We start from the raw sequence: 13,522 nt of genomic DNA, 5'->3' as shown, positions 1-13,522 counted from the left end.
GTCTGTGCGGCGGCGGCCCGACCAGGGGTGAGCCGCGCCGGACGCTGCTCCTTGCGGGTCGCCGAGGCGGGTCGGCGAGGCGATGGGGCGGCGCGTCGGCGCGACGCCGGCCCCCTACTGGCGGACCCTCTTGCACCGCGCCGCGGCACCTGGGCCGCGTCCGGTGCACCCGGCTGAACGCGCACTACCGGCCCGCCCACACCTGGGCCCGGCTGGTCCTCGGCGGTGGCGGCGTCGAGGACCAGCTGCTCGACCGGGGGCCCGCGCGGTCGGCTCGGGCAGTTGCTCGGGCAGGTCGAGGTGCTCGGTCCGGACACGCCGCTGGCGCCCCATCAGGCGGTCCAACCACTGCATGAGTTGGTCACCCGGTTCGCGGAGACTGGTGGTAGCGCCGGGACGGGTGGGGGACGCCCCGGAGTTCGGGAGTTTTGGACTCGGAGCTGTCATAGTGTGCCGGTGGCCGATGCAGCTGACATTCCCGGTAGATCCGATCAATCCCCGCCGCACCACGGCACGTTGTCCCTCGTCCAGGGCACCGCGATGTACGTCGGCGCGGTGCTGGGCACCGGCGTGATCGCCCTGCCCGCGATGGCGGCGAAGGTGGCGGGGCCGGCCTCGCTGCTCGCCTGGGCCGCGCTGGTGGTGCTCTCCGCCCCGCTGGCCGCGGCGTTCGCGGCGCTCGGCTCGCGGTATCCGGACGCGGGCGGGGTCTCGTACTACGCCCGGCTGGCCTTCGGTCCCCGGGCCGCCGCCGTCGCGGGCTGGTGCTTCTACTTCGCGGTGCCGCCGGGCTCGGCGGCCGCGGGGCTGTTCGGCGGGGCGTACGTCTCGTCGGCGCTCGGCGGTGGGAAGGCCACGGTCGTGGTGACGGCGGCCGGTCTGATGGCGGTGGTGGGCCTGGCCAACTGGGTCGGACTGAAGGTCTCCGGACGGCTCCAACTCGGCCTCGCGGCCCTACTGGTGACGCTGCTGCTGGCGGCGATCGCGGCCTCCCTGCCGCAGGCGCGGCTGGCCCACCTGCACCCGTTCGCGCCACACGGCTGGTCGGCGATCGGACCGGCTGCCGCGCTGCTGGTGTGGAGCTTCGCGGGGTGGGAGGCGATCACCTACCTGGCCGGTGAGTTCCGCTCCCCGGCCCGGGATCTGCCCAGGGCGACCGGGCTGGCCGTGGCGATCGTCGGTGCGCTCTACCTCGCCCTGGCCTTCGCGGTGATCGTGGTGCTCGGGCCCGGCGCGGCGAACTCCACCGCGCCGCTCGGCGACCTGATGGCCAGCGGCCTGGGCGGCAACGCCCGTCTGCTGGCGGCCGGTTCGGCGCTGCTGCTGACGATGGGGGCGATGAACGCGTACTGGGCCGGCGCGTCCAAGCTCGGTGCGGCGCTGGGTCGGGACGGGCAGCTGCCCGCCGTGCTGGCGCGCGGCAGCATGGCGGGGGAGGTGCCGCGGCGCAGCCTGATGGCGGTGGCCGTGCTCTCGCTGCTGGCGCTGGGCGCGGTGGAAGCAGCCGACGTGGGCCCGGCGCCGCTGGTGCTGCTGACCACCGGGTCCTTCGTCATGGTGTACGCGCTGGGCGTGGGGGCGGCGGTGAAGCTGCTGCCGAAGCGGAGCGCGGCGCGGGCCGCGGCGCTGGTGGCGTTGGTGGCGGTGGCGGTCCTGCTGGTGATGTCGGGGCGCTACATGATCTGGCCGCTGCTGGTGGGCGCCGGGGCGCTGGCGTACGGGAAGTACGGCCCGGGCGCGCCGAAGGTGGCACGGAGCACCGAACCGGCCTGACCTGACCTGACCTGACCGGGGGCGGGTGCTGTTCACCCGCCCCCGCAAGCCACAGCGTGTCAGCGGACGGCGGCCGCCCGGGCCAGGTCGTCCGTCAGGTCGGCGGCCGCCCGGCGCAGTGAGGCGGGCAGCTGGCCGCTGTCCAGCAGCGTCCGCGCCAGCCGCACGGTCGCGGGGCGGGCCGAGTGCCTCGGGTAGAGGGCCTTGACCAGCAGGTCCAGCACCAGGTCGCCCTGCTTCCCGGCCACCGCCGGCAGTTCCTCGAAGAAGCGGACGACGTACGGCGCCGTGAGCTCCTCCTGCTCGGGCTGCCAGAAGCCGTCGGCCAGCGCGAAGACCTCGAAGTTGGAGAGGTCGCCGGGGGAGAGCAGCGCGTTCCAGACGGCCTCCTTCGCGGCCGGATCGGGCAGCGCGGAGCGGCACTTGAGGGCGCCGAGCGCACTGTCCGAGCCGGGCTCGGCCTGCTGCGCCGCCTCGATCTCCGCCGCGCCCAGTCCGCCCAGCGCGGTGAGCCGCAACCGGATCCGCCAGGCCAGGTCGGTGTCCAGGGTGAGCCCGGCCGGGAGTTCCACCGGGCCCAGCCAGGAGGCGAGTTCCGCCGCATCCGGGGTGAAGTCGATCAGGCCGCGGAAGAGGGTGAGGCCCTCCTCGGCCTCGGGCCCGGTGCCCGCGAGGCGGCTGCGCAGCGCGTCGGCGATCTTCGCCACCGCCGCCGGACGCTCGGCGGGGTCCAGCAGGGTGTCCGCCACCTGGAACCGTGCCTGTTCCAACACCTCGGTGATGATGGCCAGTTCCGGTTCCACCCGGACCATGTCGGCGACCAGCGCGAGGTGCGCGGCGGCGGGGTAGGCGCCGTCCTTGACCGCGAGCAGCAGCTGGCACCAGAGCATCGCGCGGTTGATCGGTGCGAGGTGGGCCAGCAGGCCGGGCAGCGCCTGCTGGGAGCGCTCGTCCAGGCGGATCTTGGCGTACGTCAGGTCGCCGTCGTTGAGCAGCAGGAAGGCGGGCTCGGGCCGGCCGACCAGTTCGGGAACGAGGGTGTGGGAGCCGTCGGCCACCGCGCGGACCAGCGCGGTGCGGGTCCCGGTGGCGTCGTACAGGCCGATGTCCAAGGTGTGCCGGCGCAGCACGGGGTGGCTCTGCGGGGCGGACTGGTGGATCGCGGCGGCGGTGATGACGCCGTCGGAGGTCTCCAGTTCCGGCCAGAGGGTGTTCACGTTCGCCGACTTGAGCCAGCTGTCGGACCAGTGGGTGAGGTCCTGCCCGGCGGCCTCGCTCAGCGCGTCCAGGAAGTTCTTGTAGGTGGCGGTGCGGTGGGCGTGCCGTTCGAAGAAGAGGCGCAGCCCGGCGCGCAGCGCGTCGTCGCCGATCGCGGCGGAGAGCTGGCGCAGCGCCGCGTGTCCCTTGAAGTAGGAGATCCGGTCCAGGTCGAGCAGGGCGGCGGCGACGGACTCGCCCGCCACACTGACCGGGTGGGTCGACGGGCGCTGGTCGGCGTCGTACGCCTGGCCCTTGCGGCGGGCCGCGAAGGTGGTCGGCGGGCCGGTGAACCGGGTGACCTCGGAGGGGATGCGGTGCGCGAGGTAGTCGGCGAACGCCTGGCCGAGCCAGAGTTCGTCCCACCAGGCGTTGGTGACCAGGCCGGCCATCCACATCAGCGAGATGCCGTGGGCGAGGATGACCGCCCTGGTCTCCCGCTCGCTGTCGGGCGCCGCCGAGTTGAAGAGCCACTGCTCGCGGAGCAGCACCAGTCCGGGGTGGTCCAGCGAGATGACGCTGAACTCCGGAACGAACATCTGGTCGAACTTCGGCAGCGGGTAGCGGACCCCGAACAGCCGGTGGCTCTCGTCGAGGCATCGCCGTGTCACGTCGAAGAGTTCAGCCACATCGGCCTTCATCGCCTCGGCCAGCGAGGCTCGGCAGTGCAGTCCGAGCCGGATACCGTCGTGGTCGCTGGTGAACGAGGCGTACGGGCCGGCGGCGATGGTGGTGAGGTACGTGGCCTGGGGGGCGGTCGGGCCGATCTCCCACTGGCCGGGAGCGGTCTGCGTCGCCTCGGCGGTGGACAGGACGCGCCAGTGCGCCGGCGTGGCGACGGTGAACGCGAAGGGGGCCTTCAAGTCCGGCTGGTCGAAACAGGCGAAGATCCGCGGCGCCTGGTCCGCGTAGGGGAAGCCGTAGACGTAGACCTGCCCGTCCGCCGGGTCGGTGAACCGGTGCAGGCCCTCGTTGCTGCGGGAGTACGGCATGTCCGCCACGACGGTCAGCTCGTTCTCGCCGGCCAGCTCGGTGAGGGGGAAGCGCCCGTCGCTCAGCCGGGCCGGGTCCAGCGGCCTGCCGTTCAGGGTGACCTCGTGCAGGACCGCGGGCCGGAGCTCGAAGAACGTCTGTGCCGCCGGCTGTGCGGCGGTGAAGTGCATGGTGGTGGTGGAACGGAATATCTCGTCCGTCCCGGTGAGGTCGAGATTCACCTGATAGCCGTTGACCGAGATGACGGAAGCCCGCTGGGAGGCTTCCGCCTTGGTGAGGCTGGACATTCTGCTTTCCCCTTTCCAGAAGTATTCGGGGAATCCGGAATACCCGGAGACGTCCGGTGGCCTGCGGTTCGCCTATCCGGACCCGGTCCCGGCCCCGGGAGAGCCGACAGAGGGACATGATGCCTGTCGGAGCGAGTCGTCGACAGGGTCCGGGTGGGGAAAACCTGACGCCCGCGCCTGTGGTGGCGGCTCCATGTACGCGGACACCGGTTTGAGTAGCAGTCAGATGCGCCGGAGTGCATGGCTATCCGCTGTTCAACTGTCGAGAACCTCCGGTTGAACGGGCCTGGGAGTGGCCTGCGGGAGGCCGACGGGAGGCCGGCGGCGCTCGCGGCGCGGGTGGCACCTCGACAGTCCGTCAGGACGACTTGTAGGTTGTGCCATCGCGCTCACTGAGACTCCAAAGGGGCGACTCGGCCCGTGCCACGGACGGGCCGAGCATGGAGATCAGGGAAGGAATCCGGAATTATGGTCACCGGCAGTGACGAAGCGACAGAGCGGCCACTTCTCCTCCTGGTCGCATCAGGTCTGCGTCCGTACCGCGAGTATCTCTTGAGGTCGATCGCCACTCGCTTTACGGTTCACCTTTTCCACACCGTCGAACCGTCCTGGGAGAAGGCCTATCTGGACGGCTGGACGGTGCTCCCCGACACCTGTGACGGGCCGGCGATGGCCAAGGCGGCGCTGGAACTGCACGCCGCCACCCCGGTGGCCGGCGTGCTCTGCTGGGACGAGGTCCGCATCCACGCCACCGCGTACATCGCCGAGGCGCTCGGGCTGCCCAACGGGGACCCGGCGGTGATCTGGCGGCTGCGCGACAAGGGGCAGACCCGTGCGGCGCTCGCCGCGGCCGGCGTGCCGCAGCCCGCCTCGATACCCGTCGCCACCGCGCAGGAGGCCCTGGCGGCCGCTGAGTCGCTCGGCTACCCCGTCGTGCTCAAGCCCCGCGGTTTCGGCGCCAGCCTCGGCGTGATCCGGGTCGAGGACGCCGCCGCGCTGAGCGCGGGCTTCGCCTTCACCAGCTCGATCGTCATCCCGGAGCCGGTCCTCTTCAACTCCGCGGAGCCGTACCTGGTCGAGGAGTGCGTCACGGGCGAGGAGATCAGCGTGGACGCGGTGATCCGCAACGGCGTGGTGACCCCGCTGTTCGTCGGCCGCAAGGTGGTCGGCTACCCGCCGTACGCCGAGGAGATCGGCCACTTCGTCGACGCCGACGACCCGTTGCTCACCGACCCGGCGCTGGTCGCCGCGCTGACGGGCGCGCACGCCGCGCTCGGCGTCGAAAACGCCTGGACCCACACGGAGTTCATGCTGACGGCCGACGGCCCCAAGCTGATCGAGGTCAACGGGCGGCTCGGCGGGGACCTCATCCCCTACCTGGGCCTGCTGGCCACCGGGATCGACCCGGGGCTCGCCGCCGCCTCGGTGGCCTGCGGGCTGGCGCCCGACCTGGCGCAGCTGCGTCACCAGGTCACCGGGGTCCGCTTCTTCTACGTCGCCGAGGAGGACACCACCCTCGGCTCCGTCGCCTTCGAAGGCGAACTGCCCGCCGCCGTCGACCAGTCGGTGGTGGTGGCCGCACCCGGCGCCGTCGTCTCGCCGCCGCCCAGGGGCACCGTCTGGGGCCGGATCGCCTTCGCGACCGTGGCCGGCGACTCGGTGGACTCCTGCCGGCAGGCGCTGGACGAGGCCGGCGCCGCGCTGGTCGTCGTCTCGGTCTGAACAACTCCGTCCCGCCGTATGCCGTCCGACCGACGTCTGCCATCCGACTGAAAGACAGCCATAGCAAATGACCGAGAACGAGCAGCAGCCCTCCTCCCAAGGCCCGGGGGCCTGGGTCACGTTCAAGGAATCGCACCTCGCGGTCAAGGCGATCCTGGCCGGTGTCATCGTCAACCGCCTCGGCGCCTTCCTCACCATCTTCCTCGTGCTCTACCTGATCGCGAAGGGCTACTCGACCGCCGAGGCCTCGCTGGCCCTGGGGGCCTACGGCGCCGGCGGCATGGTGGGCGTACTGATCGGCGGTGCGCTCGCCAGCAGGCTCGGCGCGCGCAACGCCACCGTGCTGAGCATGGCCAGCTCGGCGCTGTTGCTGACCACCATCGTGTACGTGCCGAGCTACCCGGCGAAGGTGCTCGCCGTCTTCCTGGTGGGCCTGCTCGGCCTGATGTACCGGCCGGCCTCGGCCTCGCTGCTCTCCGAACTCACCCCGGACACCCGGCAGGTGATGATTTTCGCGATCTACCGCTGGGGTCTGAACCTGGGCACGATGGCCTCGCCGCTGCTCGGGTACGCCCTGTTCAACCTGCGCCACAAGAGCTACACCGTGCTCTTCTGGGGCGAGGCGCTGGTCGCGGTGGTCTACGCGCTGATCGCCTTCTTCCTGATCCCCGCGAAGCACGACGAGGCCGACGTCGCCGCGTCGGCCAAGGCCGACACCACCGAGCCGGCGGCGGAGCCCGTCGTCGAGCAGCCCGCCGCGGAGTCCGCTGAGCCCGGGGAGAGCGGCTACCGCGCGGTGCTGCGGGACCGCCGGTACCTGTTCTTCCTGATCGGCATGCTGTTCAACACGATCGTCTACGTGCAGTACACCAGCACGCTGCCGCTGGACGTCGCCAAGGAGCACGTGAACGTGCTCTGGTACACGCTGGCCGTGGCGCTCAACGGCTTCATGGTCATCGTCTTCGAGCTGCCGCTGACCAAGTTCACCCAGAAGTGGCCGCTGCGGCTGAGCGTCGTGCTCTCCTGGGCGCTGGTCGGCCTCGGTGAGATGTTCTACGGCTTCCCGCTGGGCGGGGCGGTCATCCTGATCGGCACCTTCATCTGGAGCGCCGCCGAGATCATGGGCGGCCCGGCGGTCTTCTCCTTCCCGGCCATCGCAGGGCCGGCCCGCCTCAAGCCGGTGTACATCAGCAGCTTCCAGTTCACCTTCAACCTCGGCACCGCGATCGGCCCGGTCATCGGCGGCGAGCTCTTCCTGGGCCTGGGCCGGGCGGTCTGGCCGACGCTCGGCCTGCTCGCCGCCGTGGCCTGCGTGCTCGGGTTGTTCGCCTTCCCGGGCGCCGACAAGGGTGCCAAGGACGGGAGTCCGGAGCCGGAGCCGGTCACCGAGTCCGTCTGAGCCCGGTGCGGGCCGGTCGTCACGGACGGCCGGCCCGCACCGCCAACCTCAACCGGTCGAGCGCGCCGGGCAGCGAGTTCTGCCGGCGTTCGACCGGTGAGAGTGTGCAGTTGAACGCCAGGGCCGGACCGCGGGTGGCGGCGGCCGGCGAGCTGAAGTGTGAACTCCGCGACGTTCCAAAGCAGTCACGCATGCGCGCAGCCACGCATGCGCGCACGGCAGATCGGAGAGGGGAGATCGTGATCATCAGACTTGACCACGTGGGCGTGGCGACCGGCGACCCCCAGGGTGTGGGCGACCTGTTGGCCACCCTGGGCCTGGCCGCCGGGGATCGCGGGAACGCCGAGACGTACGGCGTCAGTTGTGAGTTCTGGCAGGCCGAGAAGGGCGGCGGCGCCATCGAACTGGTCGCGCCGTTGAACGACGAGGCGGCGGTCAGTCGCCGGCTGGCCGAACACGGACCGGGCCTCTACCACATCGCCTTCGAAGTGGACGATGTGGCAGCGGAGTTGGCGCGGCTGCGCGGGCTCGGCCTGGTCGCGCTGGACAGCGAGCCGCAGCCGGGGGCGCGTCCCGGCATGTGGGTGGCCTTCGTCTACGCCAAGCGCCCGGCGGGGCTGCTGATCGAGCTGGTCGAGTACCGGCGCACCGATGCGGGCCCCACTGGGACGCCCGCCGACGCCCACCTCGGCACCGCGGCCGGCGCGCCGTGAGAACCGCCATCGTCGGCGGCGGCCTGGCCGGCGCCGTGCTCGCCTGGCGACTCACCGAACTCGGCCTGACACCAACGGTATTCATCAGTGAGCAGGGCCGCTCGGCGGATGCCACCCAGGCCTCCGGCGGGTTGCTGCGCGGCTTCGAGACCGACCCGGCGGCGGCCCGCGCGGCCGCCGAGAGCCTGGCCGAACTGCGGGGCTCGCCCCTGCTGCGGGGCTGGGCCGGCTACCGCGAGCTCGACTCCACCATGGTCCTCCCGCCGGACACCGACCGGTCGGCGGTCACCGCCGTGCTGCGGCTGCTCGACGAGCTGCTGCCGGGCTCCGCCGAACTGCGCGAACTCCCCGACCTGAAGGCCTTCCTGGGACTCCCGCCCGGCGCCGTCGCGGTGGTCGAACAGCAGGCGGGCTACCTCTCCCCGGCGGCACTGCGGGACGCCCTGCTGGAGCAGGCGGTCCGCGCGGGCGCGGTGCTCCGCCCCGAGCCGGTGGTCCGGGTGCTGCCCGAGGGCACCGTGCGGACGGCCGCCGGCACCGGACTCGACTGCGACACGGTGGTGCTCGCCACCGGGCCCTGGACGCCGGCACTGCTCGCCGCCTGGGGCTTTCCGGGCGGGGGGTTGAGAGTCAAACAGATCCAGTACACGCTGGGCCGGGGTGCGCCGCCCGGCCTGGGTGCCTTCGTCGACGAGACCTCCGGTCTCTACGGACGCCCGGCCGGCCCGGGCCGCTTCCTGTTGGGCCTGCCCACCGACCGCTGGGGGGTCGATCCGGCGGCGCTGCGGACCGACACCGAGCTGGCCCAGCGGGTCGCCGGGTGCGCCGAGGCGCGGCTGGGCCTGGACTCCTGGCCAGGGCCGGACGCCGTCACGGTGGCCGCCGCCGACTGCTACGCACCGTCCGGCGGGCTGCGGTTGCGCGCCTGCCTGCCGGGCTCGCCGGTGCTCACGTTCACCGGCGGGACCGGTGGCGCGGCCAAGTACGCGCTCGGGGCGGGCCGTTCGGCCGCCGCCGCGCTGATCTCCGGTGAAATTCTCACCGAAATGGGCAGTTGAACGCTTGCCGGGAGAATAGCCGGCTGGCAGCATCGGATTCATTCCCGAGCCGCCGAGCTCCCGGACTCCCGGACCCCCACGTTCCCGGATTCCCGAGCCCCGGACTCTCCAGTTCCCGAACTCCTGGACAGCCGGACTCCCGGTTCCCGAGTTCTTGATTTCCAGCCTGCTGAGCTCCAGTCTTCTCGAGCTCCAGAGATCGTGATTTTCCAGAGTTTCAGAGTTCCTGTGTTCACTGATAGGGGATGGCATTGGACGGACAGGAAGTCGAACTGCTCGCCATCGGGGCCGGCCCGGCGAATCTCGCGCTGGCCATCGCTCTGGAGGAATTGGCGCCCGGCGAGGTGGCCGGAAACACCCTCCTGGTGGAGCAGCATGATTCCGTGGTCTGGCAGCGCGGCATGCTGCTGCCCTGGACGCAGAGTCAGGTCTCCTTTCTCAAGGACCTGGTGACGCTGCGGAATCCGCGTAGCAAGTTCTCGTTCATCAACTACCTGCACTCGGTCGGCCGGCTCGACGAGTTCATCAACCTCGGTACCTTCACGCCGTACCGCCAGGAGATCTCCGGGTACCTGCAGTGGGTGGCCGACGAGCTGAGCGAGGTGCGGGTCGCCTACGGCAGGAGGTGCGAGGGCATCGTCCCGAGGCGCGGTGCCGGCGGAAAGGTGACGGGCTGGCTGGCCCGCTTCTCCGACGGCTCCGAGGTGGCCGCCCGGGACCTGGTGATCGGCGCCGGGCGGGACGCCCGGATCCCCGCCGAGTTCGCCGGGCTGCCGCCCGAGCGGGTCATCCACAGCGCGGAGTACTCCGCGCGGATCGCCGGCCTGGACCCGGCGGGGCTGAAGCGGATCACCGTGATCGGCGGGGCGCAGAGCGCCGCCGAGTTGCTCTGGGCGGTGCACCAGGGATTCCCGGGGGCGGAGACCACGCTGGTGATGCGCTCGATCGGGTTGAAGAACTACGAGTCGAGCAAGTTCACCAACGAGATCTACTACACCTCGTTCATCGACGAGTTCCATTCGGCGCCCCCGGAGGCCCGCGAGCAGCTGCTCCGGGAGATGCATCTGAGCAATTACGCGGGACTTGCGCCGGCCATGCTGGACACGCTCTACCGTCAGCGGTATCTGGAGCGCCTGGGCGGAGCCGAGCGGCTGAAGATCGTGACGATGACCGAGATCACCGCGACCCGCATGGAGGGTTCGGAGATCGTCCTGTCGATGCGCGATCGGAAGACCGGGAAGATCAGCGAATCGCGCTGTGACCTGGTGCTGCTCGGCACCGGATTCGAGGGGGCGATGCCGAGGCTCGTCCAGGAGTTGGCCGACGAACTCGGCCTTGCCGAGATCACCGTCGACCGCCATTACCGGCTGGATGTTCCGCAGGTCACCGACGGTGCCTCGTGCTACCTGCAGGGCGTGAACGAGGCCACCCACGGCATTTCGGACTCGTTGCTCAGCGTGCTGGCCGGCCGCTCCAGCGAGATCGTCTCCGATCTGCTGCTGCACCGCGGGCAGGACGGCCGGCAGACCCGTCTGCTGGCCGACGTCGCCTGACCTCCACCCGACACGGTCTGACGAACCGTCAGCTCACGGCGGTTCACACTCTCCACCAGCACGCTTCGAGGAGGATCAGCATGGCGCATGAAGTCCGTTCGCTGGACCGGGCAGGCCTGAAGCTCGACAACCAACTGCGCGCCCAGCGGCTGGTGCCCTGGCCGCTGCTGAACGCCCCGTTCGAGGGCTCCTGGTGCGTGGTCGCACCCGGGAACGAGTCGGGCGAGCACGGGCACCACGAGTACGAGATCTGGATCGCGCTGTCCGGCGCCGCGGAGATCCGCACCGAGGGCAGGAAGGTGCCGTTCGTCGCGGGTGACGTCATCCACTTCGAGCCGCAGACCGTGCACCAGGTGGTCAACGGCTCGGACACCGACTTCGAGTTCTACGCGATCTGGTGGGACGCCGACCTGGCGGGCGGCTTCCTGACCCGTCATCAGGCGGGCCCGCACGCGGGGACCGGGCCGGCTGAGGGTGCCGGGGCATGACCGACTCCGACCGGCGGCCGCGGATCCTGATCGCGGCCACCCCGACGCCCAACGGTGACCTGCACGTGGGCCACATGGCCGGTCCGTACCTGGCCGCAGACGTGTACGCCCGGTACCTGCGGGCCACCGGCCTGCCGGTGACGTACACGACGGCGACCGACGACAGCCAGACCTACGTCCTTGCCACGGCCCTGCGCCAGGACACGACGCCGGCCCGGCTGGCGGCGGAGTCCACCGTCGCCATCGAGCGTTCGCTGACGGCGATGGGGATCGAGACGACCGCTCCTGAGGGTCGGGTGCTGCCGCCGGTCGACGCGCGCTACCGGGAGGCGGTGACGGAGTTCGTCACCGCGTTGCACGAGGCCGGCCGGCTGCGCAGGCTGACGGTGCGGTTGCCGTACGCCGAGCGGGCCGGACGCTACCTCTACGACGGTCTGCTGACCGGCAGTTGCCCGTCCTGTGGGGCCGGCAGCAGCGGTGGCGCGTGCGAGGACTGCGGTCACCCGAACAACTTCGACGAGTTGCTCGACGCCCGCTACGCGCTGGATCCGGACGACCCGGTGTCGTTCCGGGAGGAGACCGTCCTGGTGCTGCCGATGGAGGAGTACCGGGCCGAGTTGGAGGCGCACTTCGCCGAGGTGCTGCCGCGCTGGCGTCCGCATCCGGCCCAGCTGATCCGGGACCTGCTGGCCGGCCCGTTGCCGGTCATCCCGGTGACGGTTCCGGGTGGTTGGGGTGTCCCGGCGCCGTTCGCGCCGGCCCCGGGTCAGATCGTCTACCCGTGGGTGGAGGCGATGCCGGCGGCGATGTACGCCACCTGGTGGGCCAATGGCGGGGACCGGCAGCTCCCGTACGACGAGTACTGGAAGGCGTCGAACGGCGCCGAGCTGGTCTACTTCCATGGTTTCGACAACGTCTACCACTGGGGCCTGATCGACCTGGTCCTGCTGCTGGCGCACGGCGAGCGCTACATCCGGCCGAGCGCGAGTGTGGTCAACGAGTTCTACGAGCTGGACCACGCCAAGTTCTCCACCAGCCGCAACCACCTGATCCGCGGCTCCGAGCTGGTGGCCACCACCCCGCGCGATGCCGCCCGGTTCTACCTGGCGCTGACCTTGCCCGAGCGGGAGCGGACCAACTTCGACCGGGCCGACCTGGCCGAGGTCACCGCCCGCCGGCTGACCGGTCCGTGGAACGAGCTGGCAGCCAGGCTGGCAGGCCTGACGGACGCGGCCGGCAGCGGGCCGCAGCAGGTCACGGCGGCGGGCCGGGCGGAGGAGGAGCGGTTCGCGGCACAGCTGCGCGGCTGCTTCGCGTTGTCCGGGTTCAGCCTGGCCCGGGCGGCCGAGCTGATCGCCGAGCGGATCGCCACGCTCGACGAACGTTCCCGCGAGCAGGGGGAGTTGGGTGACCTGCTGCTGGCCGTGAGGTCGCTGCTCGCCTGGGCGGCGCCGATCCTGGTGGACACCGCGAGGCTGGCCGCCGAGGCCGGGGTGGAGCTGTCGCTCGCCCTGGACCCGGTCGACAAGATCGCGCCGTTTCGTCTGCCGCCGCTGCCGTGACCTCGATCTTCCTGCGACCGGAGGCCGCGGCCGCTCACACTCGGGTGAGCCGGGCCGAACGGCTGCTGCTGCCGGCCGCGTTCGTCACCAATCTGGGCAACAACATCCAGCTGATCGCCGCCTCGTTGCTGATCTACCGCAGTACCGGCACGGCGCTGTCGGTGGGCTGGGTGTACATCGTGACGGCGCTTCCGCAGGTGGTGCTCTCGGCGTTGTTCGGGCGGGTGGCGGATCGGTTCGACCGGCGGACCCTGTGCCTGCTGGCCGATGTGGCCAGTGCGCTGGCCGCGCTGACGCTGCCGGTGTGGCTGCTGGCTCATGGATCCGCCCGGATCGGGGCCTACGTCGTCAGCTTCGTGCTGGCCTGTCTGGCGGCGCTCTTCACGCCCGCCAGCCAGGCGCTGGTGAAGGAGCGGATCGCCACCGAGCGGTTGGGGACGTTCAGTTCTCGCTACGAGGTGGCGGTCCAGGCCGGCATGGTGCTCTCGGGGTTGGTCGGCGGGCTGGTCGCCCAGTTCGCCGGGGTGGTACCGCTGTTCTTCTTCAACGCGGTGACCTTCCTGGCCTCCGCGGTGTGCATGCTGCTGATCGGACGCCATCGCCCGGTGGCCCAACCGGCTCTGGCCGAGCGGGAGTCGGAACGGCTCCACGACGGGCCGGTGGTCCGGCTCGGTGCCTTGTACTGCATCGGTAGCGTCATCGTGACCACGGCCAACA

10 protein-coding genes are annotated in these 13,522 nt (G+C 71.3%); 9 read left to right on the top strand and 1 reads right to left on the bottom strand.

Annotated features, from left to right (window positions below; all coding sequences use genetic code 11):
• Positions 1-516: 516 nt before the first annotated feature.
• Positions 517-1,773, top strand: coding sequence for an amino acid permease (locus tag P3T41_RS32775; protein ID WP_280694241.1), 1,257 nt, complete (start codon positions 517-519; stop codon positions 1,771-1,773).
• A gap of 59 nt (positions 1,774-1,832) precedes the next feature.
• On the opposite strand, the gene pepN is transcribed toward P3T41_RS32775, so the two are convergent.
• Positions 1,833-4,310, bottom strand: a complete 2,478-nt coding sequence (pepN, locus tag P3T41_RS32770) for an aminopeptidase N (protein ID WP_280694240.1) — start codon at positions 4,308-4,310, stop codon at positions 1,833-1,835.
• 552 nt (positions 4,311-4,862) lie between these two features.
• Here pepN and P3T41_RS32765 point away from each other — a divergent pair.
• The 8 genes from P3T41_RS32765 to P3T41_RS32730 all read left to right on the top strand — a co-directional run.
• Positions 4,863-6,032 (top strand): ATP-grasp domain-containing protein, encoded by a 1,170-nt coding sequence (locus tag P3T41_RS32765; RefSeq protein WP_280694239.1) that lies wholly within the window; start codon positions 4,863-4,865, stop codon positions 6,030-6,032.
• A gap of 67 nt (positions 6,033-6,099) precedes the next feature.
• Positions 6,100-7,431: an MFS transporter gene (locus P3T41_RS32760; protein ID WP_280694238.1), complete on the top strand. Its 1,332-nt coding sequence runs from the start codon at positions 6,100-6,102 to the stop codon at positions 7,429-7,431.
• A gap of 239 nt (positions 7,432-7,670) precedes the next feature.
• The gene (locus P3T41_RS32755) at positions 7,671-8,144 is read left to right on the top strand and encodes a VOC family protein (protein ID WP_280694237.1); all 474 of its coding nucleotides are present in this window, start codon (positions 7,671-7,673) and stop codon (positions 8,142-8,144) included.
• Positions 8,141-9,202, top strand: a complete 1,062-nt coding sequence (locus tag P3T41_RS32750) for an FAD-dependent oxidoreductase (protein WP_280694236.1) — start codon at positions 8,141-8,143, stop codon at positions 9,200-9,202. The genes P3T41_RS32755 and P3T41_RS32750 overlap by 4 nt, the downstream gene beginning before the upstream one ends.
• 245 nt (positions 9,203-9,447) lie before the next feature.
• Positions 9,448-10,755, top strand: a complete 1,308-nt coding sequence (locus tag P3T41_RS32745; RefSeq protein ID WP_348533716.1) for a SidA/IucD/PvdA family monooxygenase — start codon at positions 9,448-9,450, stop codon at positions 10,753-10,755.
• 80 nt (positions 10,756-10,835) lie between these two features.
• Positions 10,836-11,243, top strand: coding sequence for a cupin domain-containing protein (locus P3T41_RS32740; protein WP_280694235.1), 408 nt, complete (start codon positions 10,836-10,838; stop codon positions 11,241-11,243).
• Positions 11,240-12,805: a class I tRNA ligase family protein gene (locus tag P3T41_RS32735; protein WP_280694234.1), complete on the top strand. Its 1,566-nt coding sequence runs from the start codon at positions 11,240-11,242 to the stop codon at positions 12,803-12,805. The genes P3T41_RS32740 and P3T41_RS32735 overlap by 4 nt, the downstream gene beginning before the upstream one ends.
• A partial coding sequence (locus tag P3T41_RS32730; protein ID WP_280694233.1) for an MFS transporter occupies positions 12,802-13,522 on the top strand: 721 nt, incomplete at its 3' end. The genes P3T41_RS32735 and P3T41_RS32730, both read left to right, overlap by 4 nt.

It is taken from the genome of Kitasatospora sp. GAS204B, from assembly GCF_029892155.1.
Classification (GTDB): domain Bacteria; phylum Actinomycetota; class Actinomycetes; order Streptomycetales; family Streptomycetaceae; genus Kitasatospora.
Note: the sequence above shows the minus strand (reverse complement) of the source record. Positions and strands in the feature narration are given on the sequence as shown.

Coding starts and splice junctions, on each gene's coding strand:
- pepN (WP_280694240.1), bottom strand. CDS start 4,310: ATGTCCAGCCTCACCAAGGCGGAAGCCTCCCAGCGGGCTTCCGTCATC.
- P3T41_RS32760 (WP_280694238.1), top strand. CDS start 6,100: ATGACCGAGAACGAGCAGCAGCCCTCCTCCCAAGGCCCGGGGGCCTGG.
- P3T41_RS32745 (WP_348533716.1), top strand. CDS start 9,448: ATGGCATTGGACGGACAGGAAGTCGAACTGCTCGCCATCGGGGCCGGC.
- P3T41_RS32740 (WP_280694235.1), top strand. CDS start 10,836: ATGGCGCATGAAGTCCGTTCGCTGGACCGGGCAGGCCTGAAGCTCGAC.
- P3T41_RS32735 (WP_280694234.1), top strand. CDS start 11,240: ATGACCGACTCCGACCGGCGGCCGCGGATCCTGATCGCGGCCACCCCG.